The organism is Marinobacter oulmenensis, assembly GCF_014201735.1.
Taxonomy (GTDB): Bacteria; Pseudomonadota; Gammaproteobacteria; order Pseudomonadales; family Oleiphilaceae; genus Marinobacter; species Marinobacter oulmenensis.
The window spans coordinates 110,845-136,396 of the sequence record NZ_JACHFE010000001.1 but is presented as its reverse complement, the minus strand read 5'-3'; the positions used below and the strand labels follow the sequence as shown (position 1 = coordinate 136,396).

Genomic DNA, 25,552 nt, shown 5'->3' with positions numbered 1-25,552 from the left:
GCCTCACCGGCCAGGGGCATAGACCTTGACGTTGTCATGCCCCTCGGCCTTCAGGTGCACCGCGTGCATCCGGCTCATGGTGCCCCGGTCGCAGTAGAGCAGATACTGCCGGCCCTGGGGCAGGGACTCGAACTGCTGGTTCAGTTCGTAGAAGGGCATTTTCAGCACGTCATTATTGGTCAGTGTCAGTGGTGAGCGCTCTTCCTCCGACGGATGGCGGACATCAATGATGACGTCATCCACCGCCGGAGTCTGAACCAGTTCCACCTCTTCCGGCGTCACCGTCGTGTCCAGCAGGCGGTTGATCGGAGTTTCTTCCCGGTTCTCGATCGCCTCGGCCAACACCTGCGGGTCCATCTGTTCCTCGTCATGCTCCACCCGGTGCAGTTTCGCGCGGGTGGCCGGCTTCTGGGAGATCACGCCGCAATACTCGGGCATATTCCGGGCGAAGGACTCGGTGCCAATGTCGTGGGCAATGCGGATGATTTCCTGTTTGTCCATGGCGATCAGCGGCCGCAACACCACCTCATCGCTGGCACGATCCACCACATTCAGATTGTGCAGGGTCTGGCTCGACACCTGGGCCACCGCGTCCCCCATGACCAGACCGGTGACATTGAGCGTACCGGCGATTTCCGCCGCGGCTTTGAGCATCTGGCGCTTGAGCACCACACCCCAGTGCCGGTGGTTCACCGAGCGCATGATCTCTGCAACCACGCCTTCGAACGGTACCGAAATGAACTTCACGCTGTGGGAAGCACCGTAACGCTCCCAGAGGTAGTGAGCCACCTGGCGCACCCCGACCTCGTGGGCGGTGCCGCCAAGGTTAAAGAAGAGGTAGTGGTTTCTAAGTCCCCGGCGCATCATCAGATAAGCGGCCACAGAGGAGTCGTAGCCCCCGGAAATCAGGGTCATCACGGTATCCACTGAACCCACGGGATAGCCGCCCATGCCCTGGTGCTTACGGGTAGCCACATGAAAATGGTCATTTTTCACCTCTACCCGCACTTCCACATCCGGGGATTTGAGGTCCACGCCAGCGGTGTCATAGGCCTTGAGCAACGCCGCCCCGACCGAGCGCTCGATATCCAGGGAGCGGAAATCGTGTTTGCCAATGCGCCGGGCCCGGACTGCCAGGGTCTTGCCGTCCAACCGGCCGGCATAGGCCGCCACTGCTTTATCGCCGATGTCCTCCAGCGACACCACCGGGAATACTTCAATTTCCTGAATGCTGGAAATTCCGGGAATCCGCAGCAGGGCGTCGATCACCGGGCCATACAGCCCGCGCTCGCCCGGGACATTCACGTCGACACGGTCCCAGGCACCTTCCACCCGGATCTCATCATCCAGCCGCTTGAGCAGTTTGCGAATATTCTGGCGCAGCTGGCGCATCTGTTGCTGCCTGACAGGCTTGCTTTTGATGGCGACTTCCGGGGCGGGGCGAATCAGCAGTTTCATAGGTCGGAGCTTTGTCGGATGGCGTATGTAGAGAAAAACGCTTAGTGTACCCTGAAGCCGGAATGCCTCAAAATCCGGCGTTGCCGAAATCATCAGGAGTTCCCCCCGCACATGAGCGAAGCCAAGATCAACGCCCTGGTATCCCCGGAAGGCGCCCTCGAGATCCTGTCCAACCACGAAGTCAACCGGCTCAAGGACCGCAGCGAGGGCGGGCTCTACCGGCTTTTCCGCCAGTGCGCCCTGGCCGTGCTCAATACCGGCGTGGAAACCGACGACTGCAAGGACCTGATGGAAGCCCATGCCGATTTTGATGTCCGTCTGGTGCCCCAGCCCCGGGGGCTGAAGCTCGAACTGATCAACGCGCCGGGCCATGCCTTTGTCGATGGCGAACTCCTCCGGGCCATACGGGAACACCTGTTCTCAGTGCTGAGGGATATTGTCTATACCCATTCGATTCCCCAGACCATCGCCGGTTTCCGCCGGGACGATCCGGATGACATCACCAACCTGGTGTTCCACATCCTGCGCAATGCCGGCGTTCTCGAACCCGGCCGCCAACCCGACATGGTGGTCTGCTGGGGCGGCCACTCCATTGGCCATGACGAGTACCAGTACAGCAAGGAAGTGGGCCACCAGCTGGGCCTGCGGGGCCTGAGCATCATCACCGGCTGTGGCCCCGGTGCCATGAAAGGCCCGATGAAAGGCGCCACCATCGGCCACGCCAAGCAGCGGGTGCATGACGGCCGCTACGTGGGCATCACCGAACCCGCCATCATCGGGGCGGAAGCACCGAACCCGATCGTCAACGAACTGGTGATCATGCCCGACATCGAAAAGCGCCTGGAGGCGTTCGTTCGCTGCGGCCACGGCGTCATCGTGTTCCCGGGTGGTGTTGGCACCGCCGAGGAAATCCTCTACCTGCTGGGCATACTGCTGCACCCGGACAACGCCGACCTGCCCTTCCCCGTGGTCTTCACCGGCACCCGGGAAAATGCCGAGTATTTCGAGATGATCGACCAGTTCATCCGCAATGCCCTGGGCGATCAGGCCGCCGACAAGTATGAAATCATCATTGACGACCCCGTCCGGGTGGCCCAGGCCATGCGCCGGGGTGTCAAGGACGTGGAGACCTTCCGCCGGGCCATGCAGGATGCCTATTATTTCAACTGGATGCTGAAAATCGATCCGGTGTTCCAGATGCCGTTCGAACCCACCCACGAGAAGATGCGGGCCCTGGAACTGCACCGGGATCAACCGGCCCACATGATCGCGGTCAACCTGCGCAAGGCATTCAGTGGCATTGTTGCGGGGAACGTGAAGGAAAGCGGGATTCGGCAGGTTCAGGAGAAAGGGCCGTTCGAGATCGCGGGGGACCCGACCCTGATCAAGCCTCTTGAGGCCATGCTGGAAGAGTTTGTGGCACAGAACCGGATGAAACTGCCGGGTTCATCCGCCTATCGTCCCAGCTATCGAATCGTCAGCGGCGCGGTCTGAACCGCCCCGCTGACACCTGTGGCTTACTTGCCGCCAGCCGGCAGGCTGGAGAAGTAGGCCGCCAGGTCCGCGATGTCCTGATCGCTAAGGTTGGCCGCCTGGGGCTTCATCAGGGCAGACTGGCCGCCGTTACGCTCACCCGCTTTGTAGGCCTTGAGGGCAGATGCAAGGTACTGCTCTTTCTGGCCAGCCAGGTTCGGGTAGATAGGCACCTGGGATACGCCGTTCTGTCCGTGGCAGCTGGCACACACCGCTGACTTGCTCTTACCGGCAGCGGCATCGCCAGCGGCCATGGTAACGGCCGGGGCGGCGGCACCCAGTGCGAACAGGCCAACTACTGCATAGTGCTTCAGATTCATTGTTTTTACCCTCTCATCGTTTTAACGTTTACAACCGGCTTGCGGCCGAAAGTATCTGGATTGTCACTTATAGCACAGTCGATACCCAGCACAAATGTGATAGATCAAGGAACTCTGCTGCGACCTTCGTCCTCTTTTACAACCGCGAGGACTGAAACAAAGTACGATCTGAACACCCACCAGGCTCAAATTTGATGACCGGAGACACCTTCATGCCCGTAGAGGTCCAGGAACTGCCCTGCCGGGAAGGCCATATCGGCCTGCTGACGCTGAACACCCCGGAAACACTGAATGCATTGACCGAATCCATGGTTGATGACATGCAACAGGCGCTGGATGCCTGGGCCGCTGACAGCCGGATCTGCCTGGTGGTCCTGCGGGGCAATGGCGACCGGGGTTTCTGTGCCGGCGGCAATATCCGGGCACTCTACGACGCGTTGAAGGGCGGGGAAGACGCAGAGGCTCCGGGCCGGTTTTTCACCAGTGAGTACCGCCTGGATTACACCCTGCACCGCTACCCCAAACCGGTGATTGGCCTGGCCCATGGCATTGTCATGGGCGGCGGCATGGGGCTGCTGTCGGCCTGCCGCTACCGGCTGTCGACACCGGACATCACCATGGCCATGCCGGAAATCAGTATTGGCCTGTTCCCGGACGTCGGCGCCAGCTGGTTCCTCAACCGCCTGCCAGGCCGTCTGGGACTCTTCCTGGGCCTGACCGGTGCCCGGCTCAACGCCACCGATGCCATCCGCTCCGGACTGGTCGACCTGATCCTCGATCCGGAACACTTCCAGGCACTGCTGGAGCGGCTGCAGGAAGAATACTGGACCGGCAACATTGCCGCCGACGACAACCGCCTGTTCCGGCTACTGAGCCAGCAGCAGGCCCGGGACTACCGCACCCTTCCGGCTGGTCATCTGGAGCAGCACGAGCAGACAATAGCCAAGCTCACCGCCGGTGAAAGCCTACCAGCGGTGGTCGAAAAACTCGTGAATTCCGGCAACGACGATCCCTGGTGGCAGTCGGCCATCGGCAACCTGGCCAATGGCTGCCCGGTCACGGCCTGCCTGGTCTGGCACCAGTTGCGCCACGCCCAGCAACTGTCGTTGAAAGACATTTTCCGTATGGAGCTGGCCATGGCCATGGAATGCACCCGCCGACCTGACCTGGCCGAAGGCATCCGGGCGTTGATGGTGGACAAGGACAAAGCGCCAGTCTGGAGCTACAACGCCGTGGCCGATGTGCCCGAGTCCGTTGTGGAGCAGCATTTCGAGCCGGTCTGGGATGACAGCAACGACCCCATGGCACTGGACTGAGGGTCAGTCGGCAGAAACGCCACCGGCAAGGTAGCCCCGGACCAGGGCCCGCAGACGGTTTTCCCCGTCTTTCTGCCCGGAACACAGCTTCTGGTGCCGAAGCGGATGCCAGCTCCAGCCCTGCAACACCGCCCGGCACCACAGATCCCGATCCACCTGGCGCGCCAGCCAGACCATAAAGCCGTCAACGGCTGACAGCTGCCGGAGTACCGGCAGAGCCAGTTCGAAGCCACGAAAGTCATGGCCGAAGGCCTCCAGCTCCCGGACATCGTCTTCGTCCAGAACGCTGGTCGAGGGCAGATCCGCCGCCAGTGCCGCAACCAGCGCCGGCGACATCCGGGACCAGTGACGGGGCAACAGCACCTGCCAGTGCCGGGCAAAACGCCGGGCCAGCCGGTGAGCCAGTGACTGCCCCGCCTCCGATATCCCCGAGAGCATCTGTACCGGGTATTCCCCGGTGGTCGGCTCCTGCTGGAACCCGATCCGTACCAGGTGCAGCTGACAGTGCTGCCAGAAGGTCAGCAAACCGACGTCACCACCGTAACTGGTGCCCAGATAATCCAGAGACTGCTCGGCGCAGGCCCGACGGGCCGCCGCCACCAGGGACTGCCCGATGCCCCGATCCCGGGCCTGTTCGGTGACCGCAATCCGCACGATCCTCAAGCCGGACAGACTCGCCGCTTCCGGAAAACCACCATGACTGGCCAGGGACTGGGCCAGCAGATGCCCGCGCAGGCGCCGCCGGCCCTGAGCCACCTGTTCGGCAAGGTCCACAGGCAGGCCACCTTCCCGGGTTGCCCAGAGCACACCGACCGTCTGACCACCACTGACCGCCCGCCAGCTCATGGCCTGCGGGTCATCCAGCCATTGGCGCAGATCCGCCGGTGTGGTGCGATAGTGAGCATTAACCAGCAGCCCGAAGGCCTCGGCCAGTTCCGCTTCGTCGGCCAGAGCCGGGGACCAGGGCTCAATTGTCAGCCCCTCAGCCTCCGTGGTCGGCGCTGACGGTTCGGCGGCCAGCAGGTAAAGCCGGAATACCAGCGCCTCCAGGGGATCGTCGTCAGCCCAGCGTATCGGCGCCTGAAGACTACACGCCTGCCAGTGCGGGGTTTCCCGGTCCAGGACATCGCGGAAACGGATCGCAAAGCCCCGACCACTGCCTTCGTAGCCGTGGACGGTGGAGGCAAATGCCACCCGAGGCCAGCCCAGCAGAATGGCGCGCAACCGCTGGGCCGGAATCGCCGCCGCCTCATCCACCATGACCACCTCTGCGGAAGGCGCTTCTTCCAGCAGTTGATCGACCGGCCAGAAACTCAGCCGATGACCGGCGGCCGTCACCAGCAGACCGTCCCGATGCTCGACCAACTCTTGCCCCAACCGCTTCCCGGCATGCCGGAACAGGGTGCGCACGTTCTCGAATGCGGGAGCCGTCACCACCACCTGCTCCCGGCCGGCCAGCAACAACTCCGCGGCCGCAAGCCCCAGAGCGGCAGATTTCCCCCGGCCCCGATCGGCGTTGATCACCAGCGGCCGGCGCCGACGCCCCTGGCCAAACCGCACCAGAGCCTCGACGAGCCCCTGCTGTTCCCCGGTCGCACCGACCCGGAACGCCGCCGGCCCGGCAGCCGGCAATGGCGGCACACCCTCCTGCCCTGGCCGTATCCGAATCACCTCCGGTGAGGATTCCAGCAATCCTGCCTGGCGTGCCAGAAACGTATGTTCCGTCGCCTGATCCAGCCCGGTGCGGGCATAGTCGGGATCCTCGAACCGAGACCACTGAGACAGTGGTGGCATCAACCAGAACAGCAGCCCACCGGCTTTAAGGGTGCCGCTCAGGGCGGCAAAGGCATCCGGCGGGTTGCCCTGAAAGCCGTCCCAGACCACCACGTCCAGCTCCCTGCCGAGCCAGCGCCTATACTGACCGGCCTTCACTGTCGGCAGAACGGACTGACTGGCGGTGTCGTTTTGCCCCACCCATAGCCCGGCCTCCACCTTCAGCTCTTCGAGACGGTGAGAGACCCACGCCCGGCACCACTGCGGATCGCCCTCCACCAGAACCAGGCGGCGCTGTCCGAGTTGGGCAAGTCTTTGAGTGAATCCCCGCCACTCTGGTTCTGTTTGGAACGGCATAAATGAGAAGGCAACTCCGAAAAAGTATTGCGCCGGGACAGGCCTTCAAAAAATCTGCGGAGCCAGGGATGGCGGAGCCGAAGCGCCACAGGGACGTGCCGCCAGGAGCGTTTTTTTGAAGGCCTGTCCCGGTGCAATACGTGCGTTTAGGGAACAGTCCAAAGACTGAAAATTCCAGCAATTATGGGGCACGGCTACTCCCACTGCCAGCAGCCAAGTACAATACCGCCATGCCAAGCCAACCCCAAATGCCAGACACCGATTTCCTCCCGGACCACCTCACCGACGAACAGCGGGCCATCATCACCGCCGGTTACGAGCATTCGGTGATTACCGCCGTCGCCGGCAGTGGCAAAACCTCCACCCTGGCCTGGCGCATCCGCTACCTGCTGACACAGGGGCACGACCCGGACCGGATGCTGGTCCTGATGTTCAACCGCAGTGCCAAAGTGGATTTCGAGCGCAAACTGGCCTCTGTGTGCGACCAGTCCGGCCTGGCCCTGCCGGAAATCCGCACCTACCACGCCATGGGCCTGCGCCTGTACAAGCGCTTCGTTCGGGAAGGCTACCTGCCCGGCTTCTCCGAAAAGATCCTCACCGAGCAGGAAATCAGCTACCAGGCCTGGCTGCTCACCCGCCGACTGGCCCCGGAAGACCTGGCCGACGAAATCCGGCGTAACAAGAAAGAGTTTGTGGAAACGGCCACCGGCTTCATCGACCTGGTGAAAACCGGACTGTCACCGGCCCAGATGGTGTTCGAACAACTGGACTACTCCGAGAAGTACAGCTATCTGGTGGACCTGTTCCACAGCTTCGAGCAGTGGCGTAAAAGCCAGAGCCGGATCAGCTACGCCGACATGCTCTATGAGCCGGTCATGGCCATCCACCAGAACCCGCCCCTGCAACAACTGGTCGGCAACAAAATGGACCTGATCCTGGTGGACGAATACCAGGACACCAACGAAATCCAGCACCTGCTGCTGCGTTATGTGGCCGGCGACCGCGCCCGTGTCACCGTAGTGGGCGACCCGGACCAGACCATCTACGAATTCCGCGGCGCCAAACCCGAGTTTATCCTGCGCCGCTTCAGCGACGAATTTGAAAGCCCGCTTGAGCAGACCCTCAGCTACACCTTTCGCTACGGCCACCGGGTGGCCCTGCTGGCCAACCACCTGATCCATCACAACACCGGCCGCAAGGACGTGCTCTGCCACTCCCACCCGACAACGCCTGCAACCGGCATTCACCTGCACCGGGCAGACAGCGACGGCGACCAGGTGCTGCGACTGGTGCAGGAGCAGGACGCGGAAACGAACAGCCAGAGCGCCATCCTGTTCCGGGTGTGGAGCCAGAGCGTCCCCATCGAACTGAAACTGCTGGCCCGCGGCATCCCCTATCGCATCGACGCCGGCAAGGGGGCGCTGTTCAGCCGCGAGGTCCAGGCCATCACCGCCCTGCTGGTGATCGTTACCGGGGAGCTGGAACACCTGCCGGACATGGACCGTCTGGAGATCGCCCGCCTGCTCCTGCGATTCCCCCATGTCGGCCTCAAGGAACCGGAACTGGAGAACCTGGCGCAGTTCCTGGCAGGTTTTGACCGCCAATGGCACGAGCGCCTGCTGGCCATGGATTTTGACGCGCTGGCCCCCATGGCCGCCCGCAAACTGCGCAAACTCGCCGACGTGCTGGGGCAACTGCGCGGCTACCGGGGGCCAGTCGCCGGCCTGATCAGCGTCTACGCCGAGCATACCGATCTCTACGAAGGCCTGCGCAGCCTGGCGCTCACCCACGACAGCGCGGAGGAACGCATCGATACCGTCCAGGGATTCCGGGATTATCTGAAAAGTCTCAATGTGGACGCCCCGGGCGCACTCGCTCACCTGCGAACCCTGAAGCAACAGGCCGGAGAACACCGGGATCACGGCATCCTGCTCTCCACCATCCACCGGACCAAGGGGCTGGAATGGCCGGTGGTGATCATCCCCGGCCTGCAGGAAAAATATCTGCCCTACAGCCCCCGGCCGTCCGAGAACACCCAGACCATCCTCGAGAGCGAACGCCGACTGCTTTACGTGGGCATGACCCGGGTACGGGACACCCTGCACCTGATTACCCGACCGGAAAGCCGTCACTCCCACCTGGATGGTGAGGACGGCCCCAGCCGGTTTGTACCGGAACTTTGCTTCGATCTCTGCCAGAGCCTGGGCGACGCCCTGGCCACAAGACCGGTCGACAGCGAGGCCCCACTGACTCTGAACCAGAACCTGACATCCGTCAGCCTGCGCTACGCCGAGCGCGAAGGGGTCACCCTCGATGGCACAAAGACAGCCACCGCCCCGTCAGCCGGAGACCCGGTCTGGCTGAACGAACGGGTCCAGCATGCGATCTTTGGTGCCGGCCAGGTGGTGGGGGAAGATCAGACATCGTTCGAAGTCCGGTTCGACAAGGGCGACACCCTCAACTTCAGCAAAAAAAGTGCTCACCTGTATTTTTCTTTGCCCGAAGGCTCCAATCACCGTTGAACCCGCTATCTTCAACAGATCGTAACTTGAACGGGGCCGGGCGACAGACGGCATAATCACGTTTTACGGCGGGCATTCTCCCGCAGGAAGCACCCAGGACATCCAGACAGGAGGGTCTGTATGAACATCAGACGTCCAGCCATTGCTGCCACACTCGTTTCCGCCATTGCCACACCCGCCATGGCGGCTGACCAGGACACCGTTTACCTGAACCCGTTTGCCGGGTATCAGCTGTTTGACGACAAACGCGACCTGAGCGAAACCGACACCTACGGCTTCGGCATCGAGTACCGCTTCCTGCCCCAGTGGGCCGTTGAAGCCAGCTACTCCCGAGCCGATGCCGACCGCAAATACACCGGCGGCGAATCGGAATTCGACGAGTTCCGGCTCGACGGTCTCTACTATCTTGCCGGCCAGGAGTCGGCCTGGAACCCGTACCTGGCGGTAGGCGCCGGCCATGCGGACTTCGGAAGCGGGGACAGTCTGACGCCGTCCACCTCCGGCACCGGCCACGATGAAACCCGGGTTAACGCCGGTGTTGGTGTACGCTACAACCTGTCCGAAACCCTGTCGCTGAGAGGGGACCTGCGGGAATTCCATGGCATTGACGACAGCACCTTCGACACCATGGCTTCGCTGGGCATGAGCGTGGCCTTCCATCGGAAAACGTCAGAACCGGTGCCGGCAGACGCAGACGGTGACGGCGTCGTCGACGCCAATGACCAGTGCCCGGGCACACCGGCGGGAACGCGGGTTGATGCCATGGGCTGTGAACTGGACAGCGACAACGACGGTGTTGCCGACCGGGTGGACGAATGCCCGGACACGCCGGCCGGGGCCGAAGTGGACCGCAAAGGCTGTGAGCTCGACAGTGACCGGGATGGTGTCGTTAATCGCCTGGACCAGTGCCCCGGTACCGCGCGGGGTGCCGAGGTGGATGACACCGGCTGTGTCGGCGAGACCGAAACCGTCGAGACCATGGAACTGAGTGTCCAGTTCCCGCTGGACAGCGCCGTGATCGATGACAGCTACGACCGCGAGATCCGCCAGGTAGCCGACTTCATGGAAGAAAACCCGGAAACCGTCGCGGAAATTGCCGGCCACACCGACAGCCAGGGCGCAGCTGACTATAACCGGGACCTGTCCCAGCGCCGGGCCGAAGCCGTCGCCAACCGGTTGATCAGTGTGCACGGCGTCAGCGAGGACCGGGTCTATGCCACAGGCTATGGCGAGAGCGAACCGGTGGCCAGCAATGACACCGCAGCCGGCCGGGCAGACAACCGTCGCGTTGAGGCACGCATCCAGGTCCGGCGCTAAGTCGGAGAGAACCTCAACGGTCCAGAGGGCACCTTCGGGTGCCCTTTTTTATGGGACCCTGAGAGCATCCAGCATCAGGTTTCGGGGCGTCAGTGAGCGCTCACAGAACTGCCCCAGCCTCACCCGGTAGCCGTGCTCTTCCAGAAAAACCGCGTAATCCAGCACCAGCCACAACTCCAGCGGGCGACGGAAAAGATGCCGCAGAAGTTCGTGACGCCGGACCTGCCGCTGACGCTCCAGCCCCCGCCGGTACCAATGGGGCCAGTCGACCTCGGCGGGCATTTCAAGGCCGCTTTTGCCCGCCGCCCACTGGCAGAAATCCTTGAAGTCACCGTGGTTCAGACGGCTCGGATGGGAGGGGACCGGCCGATACTCGTCCCGGCCCCGCAGGTGCCGTTGCAGAGCATCAAACCCCAGGCGCCAGACACTGATTCTCTGCCCCTGTGTTCGCTCACGTACCGGTGCCGTTACCGTTTCACGCACTGCCAGGCGCAGCAATGGCCGGTCCACCCTAAGGGTCTCGGCACACTGGCGAGCAACGCTTGAAAACGGCTGATATTGGCTCTGACGGGTCAGGTGGTAACAGCAGGGAGAAAAGGTCAGGCGGGGCACGGCTTCAGCGACGGCCCGGGTGATCAGTTGCCGGTGCAGATCACCACAGGCGTGCAGGGCGACGGCATGATCCACTTCCGGCAATGTCAGATCCGCCGCCATAACGTCCTGCCGGTGGATGTCCACCGGGTCCTGGTACCGGTCGGCCAGGCGGTTACCGTCCTCAACCAGCGAAGACTGCCATTCGAAGCCGAGCGCTGCAGTGTTCCCCTGCCGAACCAGGGTGCGCGCCAGATGGCCCTTGCCACAGCACCAGTCCAGCAGGGTGCCGGCCAGCGGCGCCGCGGCTGCCGCAAAAGCACCGGCCTGAATACGCTTGCGCCCGGGCATATCCACTGCCAGGGTTTCCGGCAGCGTGGCCTGCTCAGCCTGTATGGCGTCGAACCAGTCTGGTACACGGACCACATCGGGCCAGGCGGCCAGCCCCGGTGTAAAGGCAGACAACTCAGCCGCGAGCCCGGCCGGGTCTTCCTGAAGCCGGTCCACCGCGGACTCCGACAGACCCTCCAGCCAGTCAGCCAGTGCCGGGCATTCGCGGCGCCAGGCAGGATCCGGCTCGGCAAAGGGTGCCGGTCGCCAGAACGACTGGTGCTGACTCAGCCAGTCATTCAGCGAACGCCAGCGTTGTGCCGATTCCGATAGCGCCAAGACCCGTTACTCGCCGAAGCGCCCCGGACGGAAGGGGTCCAGAGGTACCGCCGGCGCCTCCCCTTCGATGACCTGGGCTATCACCGAGGCACAGCCAGCGGAGAGGGTCCAACCGAAGGTGCCGTGCCCGGTATTCAGGTACAGGTTCTCCCGGGGCCCCTGACCGATGATGGCCGGGCCGTCCGGCGTCATCGGCCGGAAACCGGTCCAGGTCTCCGCCGCATCCAGATCAGCGCAGCCGGGATACCGGGACTGCACCGATTTACGGATGGTGTTGATCCGGGCCTCGGGAATATCCCGATTAAAGTCCGCCAGTTCCACAAACCCGGTGGCCCGCAGGCGGTCCCCCAGCCGGGTGGCAACCACCTTGAAATTGTCATCGTGAATGGTGCTGGCCGGCCCCCGGGCCGCGTCCTTCATCGGGACGGTGATGCTGTAACCCTTGATCGGATAGATCGGCAGGTTCATCCCGAATGGCCGTACCAGTTCCGGTGACCAGCAGCCAGCGCAAACCACCACGGCGTCCACTGCCAGGGATTCCATCTGCCCTTCGCTGTTGCGCAGGCGCACGGCCTGAACCCGGCGATGATCCGCTTCCAGGCTGTCGACCTCCACACCATAGCGGAAGATGACGCCCAGTTCCTCACAGACGCCGGCCAGTTCCCGTGAAAACAGATGGCAGTCACCGGTGCCATCGGTGTCATAACTCAGGGCTCCGTACAGGGGTCCGTTACCGGTCATACCGGGTTCCACCTCGCGAACCTGCTCCGGCGTCAGCAAACGGGACTCGAAGCCCATCTCGGTGAGCAAACGGTGGGTCTCCCGGTAGCTTTCCATGGCTTGCGGGGTACTGGCCAGGTGCAGCAGGCCCTGATGGCCACCATCAAAGCTCAGATCGTGCTCACTCTCGAGCGCCAGGAAGCGTTCGCGACTGTGCATGGCCAGGCGCAGCATGGCGCGCCGGTTCAGGCCATACAGGCCCGGTGACCAGGCGTAGCGCAGGGTGGCAAACATGAACCGGACCGCCGCCAGAGAGGGTGGCAGTTGCATTTTCAGGGGACCATCCTGTTTCAACAGCCAGGGCAAGGCCTTGAACACCATGGACGGGTCCGCCCAGGGGTAGACCACCCCGTAGGAGCGCTGGGCCGCATTACCCTTGCTGGTTTCGTTACCCGCCAGTTCGTGGCGTTCCAGCACGGTCACCTCATGGCCCCGGCGTATGAGTTCCCGGGCCGTGGTCACGCCGACAACACCACCGCCAATCACCGCTATGTGCATGCATTGCCTCCGTTAACTGACGCCATTTTCCGCCAGCAGCTCACGATACTCCCGAAGCACCTCCGGGGACTCTTTGGGATATTCCGGGGCCAGCTGTTTGAGCTTGTCCGCCAGCAACGCCGCGATGATCGCCCGGGCCTGGGGTTTGCGGTCTCCCGGAATCATGTACCAGGGCGCCTCCTTGGTGTGGGTCTCGGCCAGGGCTTCTTCCGCGTAAGTCTGGTACACCTTGCGCTGTTTCCAGCCTTCGATGTCCGACGGGTCAAACTTCCAGCGTTTGCGGGGTTTGTCCAGGCGCTTGAGCAGCCGGCGCTTGTGCTCGTCCTCCGACATGTTCAGCCAGACCTTCATCACGCAGGTGCCCTCGCTGACCAGATGCCGTTCGAACTCGCGGATCGCCCGGTACCGGGCCGGCCAGTCGTAGGTCTCCACCTCACGCACGGGCCAGACCCGCTCGCCAATCACCGCCTCATGGTGGCTGCGGTTGAAGGCCACCATCTGGCCATAGGCTGGCAGGTAGGGCGCCACACGCCACAGGAAATCATGGGCGCCTTCGGTGGCATTCGGTCGGCTGAAGGACCAGGCGTGAAACCCGCCCGGGTCGGCGTAGGTGGCCAGCGTACGGATCAGGCTGTCCTTGCCACTGGTATCCGGCCCGTGGATCACCAGCAGCAGGCCCTTTTTCTGATTGGCCCAGAGCCGGCGCTGGTATTCGCCGATATCCTCCAGACTGGCTTCCAGAGACGGAACCTTGTGGTCGTCGTCCAGCAGGGTGGGATATCCGTCAAACCCCGGTTTCTTCGGATCCAGAAACCAGGATTTTGCAAACGCCGAATACTTCATTCAGGAAACTCCCTATCGCAATGATACATCGTCAATATGGCGCAAGCTGATACACTTCAGCTCTATAAACGTACAGACTAGCACTGAACCACCGACGACCATGGAGTCTGACACCCTGACATGAGCAAAAAACGTCGTGAGATTCCCGTATTTGATCAACCGCTGATCGAAACCCACTGCCATCTGGACTACCTCAAGGACCGGCCCCTGTCGGAAACCCTGGAACAGACCTGGGCCGTGAACATCGAGCGGGTGATTACCATTGCCGTCTCCCCGGACAATCTGGCGGGTGTCCGGGAACTGACACAGACCGACGAACGCATCTATGGCACCCAGGGCATTCACCCCCATGATGCCGAAACCTACACCGATGAGGTGGAAGCGGAAATCCGGGCTCACGGCAAAGACGACCGGATTGTCGCCATCGGCGAGATCGGTCTGGACTATTTCTACGACAACGCGGACCGGGGCGTCCAGCGGTCCGTGTTCCGCCGCCAGCTCCAGATTGCCAGCGATCTGGACCAGCCCGTGGTGATTCACAGCCGAGAGGCAGACGAGGACACCATCGCCATTCTCGGCGAGTTCGAGGACACGCTCCGGCGCCGGGGTGTGATTCACAGCTTCACCTCCGGCCCGGAACTGGCCCGATACGCCCTGGATAACGGCTGGTGCCTGGGCTTCAACGGCATCACCACCTTCAACAAAGCCGAGAACGTACGCGACATCGTCCGGATGGCTCCCATCGATCAGATTCTTCTGGAAACCGACGCCCCCTTCCTGACACCGGTGCCCTACCGTGGCCGGGAAAACGCGCCGTTCTACCTGCCCTTTGTGGCGGAGCAGATTTCGGCGGTAAAAGATTTGGCGCTTGAGGAAGTTCTCAACCAGACTTACCGGAACAGTCTCCGGGTATTTTTCGAGTCGCCATGATCAAACGCATTCCGGTTTCGGCGTTGAGGGTCGGCATGTACATCACCGACCTGAACAACGACTGGATTCCTCACAACAGCCAGCGCAAGAGAGGCATTGTCCGGCGCGAGGAAACCATTGAAAAAATCCGCCGGATCGGAGTGAAGCACGTCTATATCGACGTAGCCCCGATCCACCAGCTGGCTGACGAACTCCAGAACTCGGTGCTGCGCAATGCCAACGCCCTGAGCTGCCTGGGCCGCATCCGGGAAAAGACAACTACCTGCTGGAACACTCGGTCAACCTGAGTGTCCTGATGTCGCTGTTCGGCAACCACCGGGGCCTGTCTGGCGACATTCTGCACCAGACCATCGTTGGCGCACTGCTCCACGACATCGGCAAGATACTGGTCCCGGATGACGTGCTGCATAAACCCGGCCGGCTGACGGCCGAGGAATTCGAGACCATGAAGCTGCATGCCCGCTATTCCCGGGACATTCTGGCCAGCACCGAGGGCATTGGCGATATCGCCCTGATCACCGCAGCCCAGCATCACGAGAAACTGGACGGTTCCGGTTATCCCGAGGGTCTCAAGGGCGACGAGATCACCGCTGACCGCGTGTACCACAAAGGGCTCACGCCCACCCAGGGGCTGAAGAAACTGCTGGAATGGAGCGGCGACCATCTGGACCCGCTCCTGGTCAAGGACTTCATCCGCTGCATCGGGCTGTACCCGGTCGGGGCACTGGTCCTGCTGGAGAGTGGTCGGCTTGGCGTCGTCATCGAAACCAACGAGCATGACCAGCGCCTGCCAGTGCTCAGGGTCATGTACCACACCCGGTTCCGGATGCCCATCCGCGTGGAACGCCTTGACCTTTCCCGGCCCGGCACCCAGGATCGGATTGTCCGCGCGGTCGATCCAACCGACTATAAAATCGACATCCGCCGTTTTCTGACCTGACAGGGTCGTTACCCGACGTCAACGGAACTGAACCAGAATCACCCACAGCGGGTGATGGATACCGACTATGATTTCTTCCATTTTCGAAATACTGGGCGGCCTTGCCCTGTTCCTGCTGGCCATGGAAATGATGACCAACGGCCTGAAGAACGCCGCTGGTCACCAACTGCGCCATATGCTTGGCCACTGGACCAAGACGCCCCTGCGCGGGCTGATGGCGGGCTTCGTGATCACCGGTATTGTCCAGCATTCCGGCGCCGTCACCGTCGCCACGATTGGCTTCGTCAATGCCGGCCTGCTGAGCCTGAAACATTCCCTGGGCGTTATTTTCGGCTCCAATATCGGCACCACCATGACCGGCTGGCTGGTCAGTCTGATTGGCTTCGGCTTCAAGATCGAGGCTCTTGCACTGCCCCTGCTGGCCGCCGGTGTCGGTTTCCGGCTGATCAGCAAAAAACCGCGCAACCAGTTTCTTGGGGAGGCCTTGTCCGGCTTTGCCCTGTTTTTCCTGGGGCTGTCCATCCTCAAGACCGCCCTGGAAGGCGCGGCCGGCAGTTTCACCGGCGGCGAAATGATCAGCCCGGATTACGGGCTGCCCATGTTCCTGCTGATCGGGCTGGTCGCCACCATCCTGACCCAGTCCTCCAGTGCCGCCCTGGCGATTGTGCTGACCGCGGCCGCCGGAGGCCTGATCGCCCTGGACGACGCAGCCGCTGCCGTTATCGGGGCCAACCTTGGCTCCACCTCCACAGCCGCCCTGTCGGCACTGAAAGCCACAGCCAATGCCCGTCGCCTGGCGGTCGGGCACATCCTGTTCAATCTGGTGACCGGCGCCATTGCCCTGCTGATCATGCCGGTCATGCTGTGGACCGTGGATCAGTTCACCCACTGGCTGGATATGGAAGCCAATCCCGCGGTCTCGCTGGCGCTGTTCCATACCCTGTTCAATGTGCTTGGTGCCGGTCTGATGCTGCCGTTTACCGCACCCTTCGCCCGTTTTCTGGGGCGTCTGTTCCGCAGTAAAGAAGAAGACAATGCCGCCCCCCGCTATCTGGATGACACCCTGATCACCACACCGGAACTGGCCATCGGTGCGGTGGATCAGGAAATGCGGCGGCTGATCCGCCACACCCGCGGCCTGTTACGGGTCTGTGTGGACCGCGAAGGCCTGGACCCCGCCCAGATCAAGCCCAAGGCCGATGCCATCCACTCACTCAATGACGCCATTACCGACTACATCGGTCGCCTCAAGGCGGAAAAGATGCAACTGTCGATTGTCGAGGCTCTGGCCGTCAGCCTGAGAACCTGCCGCTATCTGGCCGAAGCGGCGGCGCTGGCGCCCCAGTTGCTGGCCCTGCGCCGACTGGACGAACGGACCGAGTTCAAAGGCATGAATGTCAGCGACCAGCAGTATCTGGATATTCTGCGCGAACTGGTGGCCTCGGAAGGGGAACCGTCCGGTGAGCTTCTGGGGCGGGCGGAGCAGACCTATCACACCCTCAAGGAGGAAACCCTGCAGATCATGGTCAGACACACCAGCGGCACCGAGATCGGCGAGGAGATGCTCGATACCCTCAGTGGCGTCCGTCGGCTGACCGACCAGTGGGGCAAAGCCCTGCGCTGGCAGTCAGCAACCGAGCTGCTGGAAGGTGGGAGGGCTCACAGCAGGTTCTCGGAGAATCCGCAGTAGCCATTACGCCCCCGGCGCTTGGCCTGGTACATGGCCTGATCGGCCTGGCGCAACAACTGGTCAGCATCCAGTTCTCCGGGCTGGGGGTACAGCGTGTACCCCACACTGACCGAGACGGTCACGCTGTGGCTGGCAACCCAGACGGGCTCTGAAACCGCAGCCAGAAGCCGAGACAAGAGCGACTCCAGTGCCTCTTCACCGCTGACATTGACGGCTATGGCGGCGAACTCGTCACCGCCCAGGCGCGCCAAGGTGTCCTCCTCCCGCAGCACGGTCCGCATCCGCCGGGCCATCTCAACCAGAAGATCATCACCCGCATCATGCCCGAAAGCATCATTAACCGGCTTGAACTCATCCAGATCAATGTAGATGACGCCCAACTGGTAGTCGTGCCGCTTCGCCTGGGCCATGGACTGGTGCAGACGATCCGCGAACAGCACCCGGTTGGGCAGACCGGTCAATGCGTCATAGTGGGCCATGGCCCGCAGCTTCCGTTCGGTTTCCTTGATTTTGGTAATGTCACTGAAAACACCAACAAAATGGGTAAGACGGCTGTGATCGTCAAAGACCGCCCCAAGGGTAAGATTCAGTACCAGGCGACGTCCATCATGGGTCCGGCTCAGGAACTCACCACTCCAGACACCCTGTTTGCGGGCCGTGACCAGAACACCGCTGCCTTCATCCATGGGTAGTGGTGGAGGCATACCAATCGCCATTCCGGATGTACGCCCGGTGATCCGGCAGTAGGCATCATTGATGTCCATGATCACCCCGTGTTCATCGGTGACGAAAATGGCTTCCCGGGCATTATCGAATACCATGACCGCCAGGCGCATGCGCTCTTCGGCCTGTTTGCGCCGGGTGATGTCATACCAGGAGCAGAGCACAGCGGGCGAATCAAAACCGTATTCGTAGACCGGGGCCAGGGTCATTTCTACCCAGATGTCCGACGCATCCGAGCGCACGAACACCCATTCGGTGGTGGCCACATCCCCCATCTCCACCCGCAGCAGCAGATTGGACAGTTTCTGCGAGGAGACCTGCCCGTCCGGCTGTATATGGTGGGAGAAGGCAGCCAGTTCCTTACCAACAAGGGAGGCTGGCGAGCCGTATCGCAGAAGTTCCACCGCCGCCCGGTTACACTCCACAAGATCCCGCCCCCGGATAATCAGCATGGGTTGTGGCCAACTGGCCACCAGTTCCCGTAGACGGCGCTCTTCCCGGACCAGTTGGCGTTTCTGGCGCCCCAGCCAGGCACTGGTCACCAACAACAGAAACAGCAATACACCGACGGCCAACAGCCAGGGTCGATATTGCTCCAGGACATCCAGCCAGGTAACCCGGGGGGCATGGTCATAGGGCGGTAGACGAAGCTCCCTGGCAAGGGACTCCACCGACTGATAGTCCGCTGGCGGGGAAAAACCCGTCAGACCGGCAGACCGTACGGCCGGGTGCCCCGGTTCCAGCGCAAACAGGGCAGAAGCGACTCTCCGGACCACACCGTTATCCACGTGAGGCAGCGCCACGAGCGGCCACTCCGGGTACAGACGGGTCGAAGCCCTGAACGGAAAGCCCCGGAGCCGCTGGGGATTAAGGACCCTGAGTTCATCCGCCAAGCCCGGAGTGTTTTCCTGCAGTTCCTCCAGCACGCCGGTCCGGATAAAACCCGCGTCCACATCGCCGGCGACGACGGCTCGGACAACCCGATCATGGTTGCCAAGGTAAGTAATTCGTCCACGCCGGCGCACATCCAGGCCTGCCGCTTCCAGTTCCAGAAGCGGTGCCTGGTAGCCCCCCAGAAACTGAACCCCGGGAGACCCGATCCGCTTGTCACGGAGATCTGCCAGCTCACGTATGTCATCCCGATTGGCGCGGGTAAAGATGACACCACCCACACTGCCGGTGGACCGGCCTTTCCAGTCGCGCTGAACGGTTGCCAACACCCCCGTCAGGCTGCGCTCGCTGCGGATCAGCAGAAAGTGGCTGGGATTGGTCAGGAAAAAATCAATGCCGTTGGCTGCCACGGCCCGTGTCATGGCCTCCTGATCCAGAACTTTGAGGTGTACCGGCACCCCGCTTGCCGAGCTGAGATACTCGACCAGCGGTTCATACTGCCGCTGCAGGAGAGCTTCGGGCCGGTAGGCCAGGACGGCCAGGGTGACCCCATCCGGCGCCGTCAGGGCATGGGCCAACGGGGACAGAGTGAGCAGTAGCGTCAGCAACGCACGCTGCCAGGACAAAGCAAGGCGCTGCATCATGATGGCAGGCTCCCGGGCAGAAAGTCTCTTGAACAAAGCTCATCGACATCCGGCACCCGGTCGATCAGCCCTTCACGTTCGAGAACCGTCGCCAGTTCCCGAGCCACCGTTTCGACCCGCCCACCCGGGGCCAGATACCGTCGATTGGCGGCCAACTCCGGCAGCATCACCGACGCCAGTGCCTCGCGTACGGCCTCTGGATCGACCTGCTGCCGGGTCGCAACCCGGTATATAGCGTCGTGACTGTTCCTCACCAGATGCTGAAGCCCCCGGAAATGGGCCCGGACAAGGTCCTCAATCGCCCCGGGTATGCGCCGTTCAGCCTCGCGGGTCACAACCAGAAGATCAAAAATGGTATCCGGCACCTGGCGACTGTCAAACAGGCCAACGGCCCCAGCCTGTTTCAGGCGGGAGGCAGTCGGCTCGTAACAGACGGAAACATCAATCTGGCCAAGCTGCCAGGACTGCAGATGGCGATTCACCGGAAGGTCTACCAGAGATACCTGGTCTGCTGTCAGGCCGGCCCGCTGCAAAGCCGCAAACAGCAGAACTGCGGAAACGCTCCCCAGTTCCACGCCAATCGACTTTCCTGCAAGGTCCTCAAGACTGTGGATACCCGGCCGGGCCATGAGCATATCTGCGCCCACCGAGACGTCGGTCACGGCCACCGCCCGCACCGGCACGCCGGCGGCCTGAACCCGCACCGCTTCATCGATGGTCAGAGCGGCCCCATCCAGGTTGCCGGACAAAAGGCCATTGATCGAGTCACGAGCCGCAAAGCCCCGGGACAGGGTGACCGAATCCGGCAGCCAGCCGAATTCCTCAGTCAGATAAAGGGGTTCGTAACCAATCCAGGGATGCACCCCCATGCGCAGCGGCTCTCTGTGGAAACAGCCGACCAGAGTCGGAGCCAGTGCCGCTGACACTGACAGCTGCAGAAAACGACGGCGATGCATGGATGGCTCCGAGGACAAAGGACAGCTTCGGATAGTAACAGGATGTCACGGTAACCCACCATCTGACCAAGGCATGGCACCGGATCGGGGTCCGTTTCTTTCATCAACCGAAGGAGAGGAAAACCCCCATCAGGACCGGCGACAGGAACGACAGCAGGAAGCCCGACGCGATGGCCACAGGCACGCAGGCCAGCCCCCCGCTGCTTCGAATGACCGGCAGCGTAAAGTCCATGGCAGTGGCTCCGCCGTAGCCAATCGCCATGGCGGGTCGGGCATTGATGATCACCGGGATAAGGGCCAGCGCAATGATTTCCCGGATCACATCATTAAGAAAGGCAACGCCACCCCAGGCAGGCCCCAGCGCATCACCGATCACGATACCGGAGAGCGAATACCAGCCAAACCCGGAGGCCAGTGCCAATGCCTGGTGCCAGGGGATCGACAGCAGAGGAATCAGCAGCAGGCCCGAAGCCAGCGAACTGAGCATCAGCACCACGGCAATGCCCAGCCCCTGGCGATTCATCAGCAGCCGACGCAGGGACAGACCGGCATTGCGCAACTGCAGACCGATAAAGAACAACAGCAGCATCAGCGACCAGGTTGCCACCTCATCCACCATGCCCAGTTCGGGCAGCAGGAAATACCCCGCCAGGGCACCGACAAGCACCGCCAGCAGGGGCTTGAGGCCCGCCAGAAACAGCCGGTGATAACCGGGGCGTTGCTGGTCCGGGTGGGCATCCAGGGTCATTGGCTGCCAGCGATGAAACAACCATAACGCGGCCAGGTTGGCCACCAGCAGCACCAGCACCAGCGCCGCTACCTGACCGGCCATGGCGCCAAGCTGGCTCAACAGGCCGTCCATCTGGCCCAGCCCTAACCCCAGCAAGGCCAGGATAAAATACACCAGCGCTTCAACGGCGTAATGGAGAACCGTGACCAGACGACGATTGGACACAACGATGGCGAACCCCAGAAACAGGGGCGCCAGAATCAGGATGGCTCCGGTCAGCATGAAAACCTCGGGCTGTGCGGTAACAGATGGGCTGACGCGACGTCAGTGGAGATTGGAGGCTGAACGGTCCTGGACCAGGACCCAGGGAGCCACGACCACGGCCCAGAGCTCAGCGTTACGGTCATACCAGCCGCGGGCGGTGTCCGGGGTGATTTCGCCCACCTGACCGTCGGCCAGCCACTGCTGGAACCGTGACTTGTTATCCGCCGCCAGTTCGGCCGCCACCTCCAGAAGATCCTGACTCGCTGCCACCTGCACAATCTGACCGCGAGCGTAATAGGTCTGCAGCTCGTGCCAGTGGATACGGGAGGTTTCCAGGTTCAGCTTGGCCTTGAGTTCTTCGGGAGATTCGGGGGACGACATATCGGCCTCAACGGTTGCAATCCATTCAAACCCGCCAGATTACCGCAAATCGCGCCGGTCCGCACCCTGGTTTGTAGAGACCAGTTGTCGAATCTGCTCCGCAAGCGTCATCGGATCAAAGGGCTTGGGAATGACACCAATCGCCCCCATTTCGAGGTATTCCTCCACTTCCGAGGGCTGAAGGCGAGCGGTCATGAACACCACTGGCGCATCCAGGCCGCCCTGTCGGGCCCTAAGCGCCTGCAGTGTTTCAGGGCCATCCATAACCGGCATCATGACATCCAGCAGAACCAGGTCCGGCCCGAAGTCGTCGATGCTGTCCAACGCCTCGCGCCCGGACTCGCACAACAGAACTTCGAAGCCCCCGACATCCACCAGTGCCAGCTCGGCAACGGACCGGATGTCCGGATCATCTTCCACATAGAGAATCCGTTGAACACTGTCTGCCTGAACCGGCATGCCTCACTCCTCGGTATGCCCAACAACGTTGACACCAAGCCGCTGCATCAGAACCTGGCACTCCTCAGTCTCGCCCTGGCCGCCGGAAATCAGGGCGGCGGCGCGCATCACCAGACGATCCATGCGCACACAGTCCTTGGGCAGAAAATGCACCGCCCCGATCATCTCGCGCAGATCCAGTGGAATCCGCCACTGGATTTTCAGGTGATTGCCATAATCCTGGGACCAGGTCTTCAGTGCTGCATCAATGATCCCCGGATCGGCCTCGCCCCCTTTACTGACATACTGGTTGATGACCGACAATACCGCCAGTTCTCCGACCCGACTGAGCAGGCCCGCCTTCTGGAACATGGCCGGGTTCTTTTTCAGGGTCATGGCGATACGCTGTGCTTCCCGGCCCACGACGGCAGCCTGTTCCTGATAGCCACGGGCCCGCTGGACCAGCTCCGGAGACTGTATCCGTCGGCCGACATCCAGGGACAGCGCCAGAGCCTGATCCAGCGCCATGGATACGCCCATCAGGGTAATGGCGTCCTTCAGGGATTCCACTGGCTCGCCGGTGCGGCGAAAGGAGCTGCTATTGGCGACATCCAGCAGTCGTGTCACCAATGCCGTCTGCTCCCGCCAGCGCTCAGCCAGCTCCGCCGGTGACAGAGAATCTGCCCGGTCGATCAACGCGAGCACGTCGGCCGGCTCCTGATCCCCCGGCAACTGAATCACGCTCTCGAGGGAAGCCTTGAGCAAAGCCTGAAGATCCGGCCCCTGGGTAGCTGAAAGGTCGTTGTCCGGCTCAATCAGGGCAGCCAGCCGCTTGTGGACCATTTCGACACTGAAGGGCTTGGTAATGTAGCCACTGATGCCGTAATGGGCCGCCCGGATGACCGACTCCCGGTCCGAGCGTCCAGACACCATGACAATCGGCAGTTTTCGGTCCCTACCCCGCAGGTTCCGGACCAGGTCCAGCCCGGAGCCATCCGGCAGGTTCCAGTCGGTCACCACCAGGCTGTAGGTCTTCTTCTGTGATCCGATATGCGCGTCTTCAAGGCGGTCAAACTTATCAACCACCGCGCCGTTATAGGCGCTGGCAATCACGGTTTCCAGCAGTTCCGCGACCAGTTCATCGTCTTCAAGTACCAGTACGTTCATGGATTTGTTGATTGTCTCAGGAGGTTGTGCCCGGCATCCCGTATACCGTGACACCGTTACGCCCTGCCTTCTTGCGAAGGTAGAGGGCCTGATCGGCAGCTTCCACCGCCTGCTCACCGGAACCGTGATGGCCAACGGCGGAAACGCCGGCCGACAGGGTGACATGGAAGGTTTCCGGGCCACTGGTAAAGGTCAACTGGGAGAAACCTTCGGCAATTTCGCGAAACAGCTCCGCCGCCGCCTCCTGGGTGCAGCGGGGCAGCACCACCAGAAATTCCTCACCGCCGTAACGGCCAATCATGTCCGTTTCCCGCAGGCGATTGCGCAGGAAATTGGCCAGTGTCCGGATCACCGTATCCCCGAACGGGTGGCCCCAGGTGTCATTGATCGATTTGAAATGATCAAGATCGACCATGACCACGCAGGATTCGTGGCCTTCCCGTCGGCAGCGGGCCAGTTCCTTTTCCACTTCCTGCTTGATCAGGGAATGCTTGAGCAGGCCGGTCAGGCTATCCCGGTTCATCAACCGGGACAGCTGCCGGGCCCGGAAGCACCGGATCTGGACCGCTCTCACCAGGTAACTGTCAGACACCGGTTTCACCAGAAACTCGTCCGCCCCTCGTGACAGGGCCGTCAGTTGGTTATCGGGATCGTCCTCGGAGGACAGGTAGATGATCGGCAGGCTCAGCCACTGGGGATAAAAACGCACCATCCGGGCCAGGGTTTCGCCGGAAAACCGCCCCAACTGGACATCCATCAGAACAATATCCGGCTGAAACGATGACAGTTGACCCATCAGTTCCATCGGATCGGTCACGCTACAGACCTCAATCCCGGCCGTCTTCAGAACCAGGGCATAGTGTTCGGCCAGCTCTGTATCGTCCTCCACGATCGCAACCCTACCCTGAACCTTGGCCGTGCGCTCAAGTGCCAGGTACTCAATGCGTTCGGTCAATTCCGGCAGGTTGGGCGGGTGGCAGAAAAAGGCATCCGCCCCCAGGCCTGCCACCTGGTAACGGCTGTGGAAAGAATCCTCCGGGCCCAGTGCGATCAGCGACAGGCAGCCACCGTCGGTTCCGTTGATCGAACCACGGATAGCGGCAACCGCTTCCATACGCGATTCGTCACACAGGAGGACCATGGCTCCCACGCCCCAGTCCCTGAGCGCTGCCTCCACCGCCTGGTCAGAGCCGGAGACCAGGCGACAGTCGAAGCCATAGGCCTCCAGGTCGTTTCTGAGGGGGGCCATCGCCCCGCCATCGGCGCCGTCAGTTATCACCGCAACCCCGATGCGCAAGCCATGAACCCCATCCGGGCTTGTGGACTCCTTGCGGGAGCTTGCCGATAAAGGTCCCTGCTGACCGCGCCCCTGAAGCATGGACCGGAGCGCCACCATACGTTGAATCACGTCCCCGGACACAGGAACCGGGTCAACACCGTCCTGATCCGCCTGCTCCACCGCCGCCTTCAGGTTCTTCTCCAGCGCCCGGGCAGACTCGCCCAGTTCCGGCAGGCCAAAAGTGCCCGCAGAACCCGCCAGGCGATGCAGCCGCTGACAGGCATCAAACAGCTGCGCCCGGTCCACACCACCCCGGGAAAACCCGGAAGCCAGCGCTTCCAGCGCCAGCAGATCACTGGTGGCCCGCACCACAAACCGCTCCCTGAGCTCGGCCAGTCGGGAGCTTACATCCCCGGTATTTTTAGATTCGCTCATGGCGCATCTGCCCGATATCGTTTCCGGTTGTCCAAAAGTCTTCTATGCTCCCAGCATAAACGGAATAAAAGCATGTTCAAGGCACCAATACCATCACCACTAGGGAT

At 62.1% G+C, this 25,552-nt stretch carries 19 protein-coding genes and 1 pseudogene; 7 read left to right on the top strand and 13 right to left on the bottom strand.

Features of this window, described 5'->3' with window-relative positions; all coding sequences use genetic code 11:
• Nucleotides 1-3 precede the first annotated feature (3 nt).
• Complete coding sequence (gene thiI, locus HNR38_RS00595) at nucleotides 4-1,458, bottom strand: tRNA uracil 4-sulfurtransferase ThiI (protein WP_183698710.1); 1,455 nt, start codon at nucleotides 1,456-1,458, stop codon at nucleotides 4-6.
• 111 nt (nucleotides 1,459-1,569) lie between these two features.
• Between thiI and ppnN the strand changes: the two genes are divergently transcribed.
• Nucleotides 1,570-2,952 carry a nucleotide 5'-monophosphate nucleosidase PpnN gene (gene ppnN, locus HNR38_RS00590; RefSeq protein WP_183698708.1) on the top strand — a complete coding sequence of 461 codons (1,383 nt, stop codon included), beginning with the start codon at nucleotides 1,570-1,572 and terminating at the stop codon, nucleotides 2,950-2,952.
• A gap of 23 nt (nucleotides 2,953-2,975) precedes the next feature.
• On the opposite strand, the gene HNR38_RS00585 is transcribed toward ppnN, so the two are convergent.
• On the bottom strand, nucleotides 2,976-3,311 hold the full coding sequence (locus tag HNR38_RS00585; RefSeq protein WP_183698706.1) for a c-type cytochrome: 336 nt from the start codon (nucleotides 3,309-3,311) through the stop codon (nucleotides 2,976-2,978).
• A 212-nt stretch (nucleotides 3,312-3,523) separates the two neighbouring features.
• Here HNR38_RS00585 and HNR38_RS00580 point away from each other — a divergent pair, with 212 nt between their 5' ends.
• Complete coding sequence (locus HNR38_RS00580) at nucleotides 3,524-4,627, top strand: enoyl-CoA hydratase/isomerase family protein (RefSeq protein WP_183698704.1); 1,104 nt, start codon at nucleotides 3,524-3,526, stop codon at nucleotides 4,625-4,627.
• A 3-nt stretch (nucleotides 4,628-4,630) separates the two neighbouring features.
• Here the strand turns inward: HNR38_RS00580 and HNR38_RS00575 are convergent, their stop codons facing one another.
• Nucleotides 4,631-6,757: a tRNA(Met) cytidine acetyltransferase TmcA gene (locus HNR38_RS00575; RefSeq protein ID WP_183698702.1), complete on the bottom strand. Its 2,127-nt coding sequence runs from the start codon at nucleotides 6,755-6,757 to the stop codon at nucleotides 4,631-4,633.
• 248 nt (nucleotides 6,758-7,005) lie between these two features.
• Here HNR38_RS00575 and HNR38_RS00570 point away from each other — a divergent pair, with 248 nt between their 5' ends.
• The gene (locus HNR38_RS00570) at nucleotides 7,006-9,279 is read left to right on the top strand and encodes an ATP-dependent helicase (RefSeq protein ID WP_246362259.1); all 2,274 of its coding nucleotides are present in this window, start codon (nucleotides 7,006-7,008) and stop codon (nucleotides 9,277-9,279) included.
• Between the two features lie 120 nt (nucleotides 9,280-9,399).
• Nucleotides 9,400-10,596 carry an OmpA family protein gene (locus tag HNR38_RS00565; protein WP_183698698.1) on the top strand — a complete coding sequence of 399 codons (1,197 nt, stop codon included), beginning with the start codon at nucleotides 9,400-9,402 and terminating at the stop codon, nucleotides 10,594-10,596.
• 48 nt (nucleotides 10,597-10,644) lie between these two features.
• Here the strand turns inward: HNR38_RS00565 and HNR38_RS00560 are convergent, their stop codons facing one another.
• The 3 genes from HNR38_RS00560 to HNR38_RS00550 are packed head-to-tail and all read right to left on the bottom strand — an operon-like array spanning nucleotide 10,645 to nucleotide 13,977.
• Entirely contained in the window at nucleotides 10,645-11,856 is a 1,212-nt protein-coding gene (locus HNR38_RS00560) for a methyltransferase (protein ID WP_246362257.1), read from the bottom strand.
• A 6-nt stretch (nucleotides 11,857-11,862) separates the two neighbouring features.
• Nucleotides 11,863-13,134, bottom strand: a complete 1,272-nt coding sequence (locus HNR38_RS00555; protein WP_183698696.1) for a D-amino acid dehydrogenase — start codon at nucleotides 13,132-13,134, stop codon at nucleotides 11,863-11,865.
• Between the two features lie 12 nt (nucleotides 13,135-13,146).
• Complete coding sequence (locus HNR38_RS00550; protein WP_183698694.1) at nucleotides 13,147-13,977, bottom strand: polyphosphate kinase 2 family protein; 831 nt, start codon at nucleotides 13,975-13,977, stop codon at nucleotides 13,147-13,149.
• A 120-nt stretch (nucleotides 13,978-14,097) separates the two neighbouring features.
• Here HNR38_RS00550 and HNR38_RS00545 point away from each other — a divergent pair, with 120 nt between their 5' ends.
• From HNR38_RS00545 to HNR38_RS00535, 3 genes and pseudogenes are all read left to right on the top strand, one after another.
• Nucleotides 14,098-14,907 carry a TatD family hydrolase gene (locus HNR38_RS00545; protein WP_183698692.1) on the top strand — a complete coding sequence of 270 codons (810 nt, stop codon included), beginning with the start codon at nucleotides 14,098-14,100 and terminating at the stop codon, nucleotides 14,905-14,907.
• Nucleotides 14,904-15,847, top strand: a pseudogene (locus HNR38_RS00540) (cyclic di-GMP phosphodiesterase). Before HNR38_RS00545 ends, HNR38_RS00540 begins: the two are co-directional and overlap by 4 nt.
• A gap of 67 nt (nucleotides 15,848-15,914) precedes the next feature.
• The gene (locus HNR38_RS00535) at nucleotides 15,915-17,537 is read left to right on the top strand and encodes a Na/Pi cotransporter family protein (protein WP_183698690.1); all 1,623 of its coding nucleotides are present in this window, start codon (nucleotides 15,915-15,917) and stop codon (nucleotides 17,535-17,537) included.
• Here HNR38_RS00535 and HNR38_RS00530 read toward each other — a convergent pair.
• The 7 genes from HNR38_RS00530 to HNR38_RS00500 all read right to left on the bottom strand — a co-directional run bounded on the left by HNR38_RS00530 (nucleotide 17,507) and on the right by HNR38_RS00500 (nucleotide 25,445).
• Nucleotides 17,507-19,795 (bottom strand): diguanylate cyclase domain-containing protein, encoded by a 2,289-nt coding sequence (locus HNR38_RS00530; RefSeq protein WP_246362250.1) that lies wholly within the window; start codon nucleotides 19,793-19,795, stop codon nucleotides 17,507-17,509. The genes HNR38_RS00535 and HNR38_RS00530 overlap by 31 nt on opposite strands.
• Nucleotides 19,792-20,751: an ABC transporter substrate-binding protein gene (locus tag HNR38_RS00525; protein ID WP_183698688.1), complete on the bottom strand. Its 960-nt coding sequence runs from the start codon at nucleotides 20,749-20,751 to the stop codon at nucleotides 19,792-19,794. The genes HNR38_RS00530 and HNR38_RS00525 overlap by 4 nt, the downstream gene beginning before the upstream one ends.
• Before the next feature lie 103 nt (nucleotides 20,752-20,854).
• Nucleotides 20,855-21,763 (bottom strand): LysO family transporter, encoded by a 909-nt coding sequence (locus HNR38_RS00520; RefSeq protein ID WP_183698686.1) that lies wholly within the window; start codon nucleotides 21,761-21,763, stop codon nucleotides 20,855-20,857.
• Nucleotides 21,764-21,805: 42 nt separating this feature from the next.
• Nucleotides 21,806-22,126 (bottom strand): DUF2288 domain-containing protein, encoded by a 321-nt coding sequence (locus HNR38_RS00515; RefSeq protein WP_183698684.1) that lies wholly within the window; start codon nucleotides 22,124-22,126, stop codon nucleotides 21,806-21,808.
• Between the two features lie 39 nt (nucleotides 22,127-22,165).
• Nucleotides 22,166-22,585 (bottom strand): response regulator, encoded by a 420-nt coding sequence (locus tag HNR38_RS00510; protein ID WP_183698682.1) that lies wholly within the window; start codon nucleotides 22,583-22,585, stop codon nucleotides 22,166-22,168.
• Nucleotides 22,586-22,588: 3 nt separating this feature from the next.
• Nucleotides 22,589-23,731, bottom strand: coding sequence for a response regulator (locus HNR38_RS00505; protein ID WP_183698679.1), 1,143 nt, complete (start codon nucleotides 23,729-23,731; stop codon nucleotides 22,589-22,591).
• 16 nt (nucleotides 23,732-23,747) lie between these two features.
• Nucleotides 23,748-25,445: a diguanylate cyclase gene (locus tag HNR38_RS00500; RefSeq protein ID WP_183698677.1), complete on the bottom strand. Its 1,698-nt coding sequence runs from the start codon at nucleotides 25,443-25,445 to the stop codon at nucleotides 23,748-23,750.
• Nucleotides 25,446-25,552 lie beyond the last annotated feature (107 nt).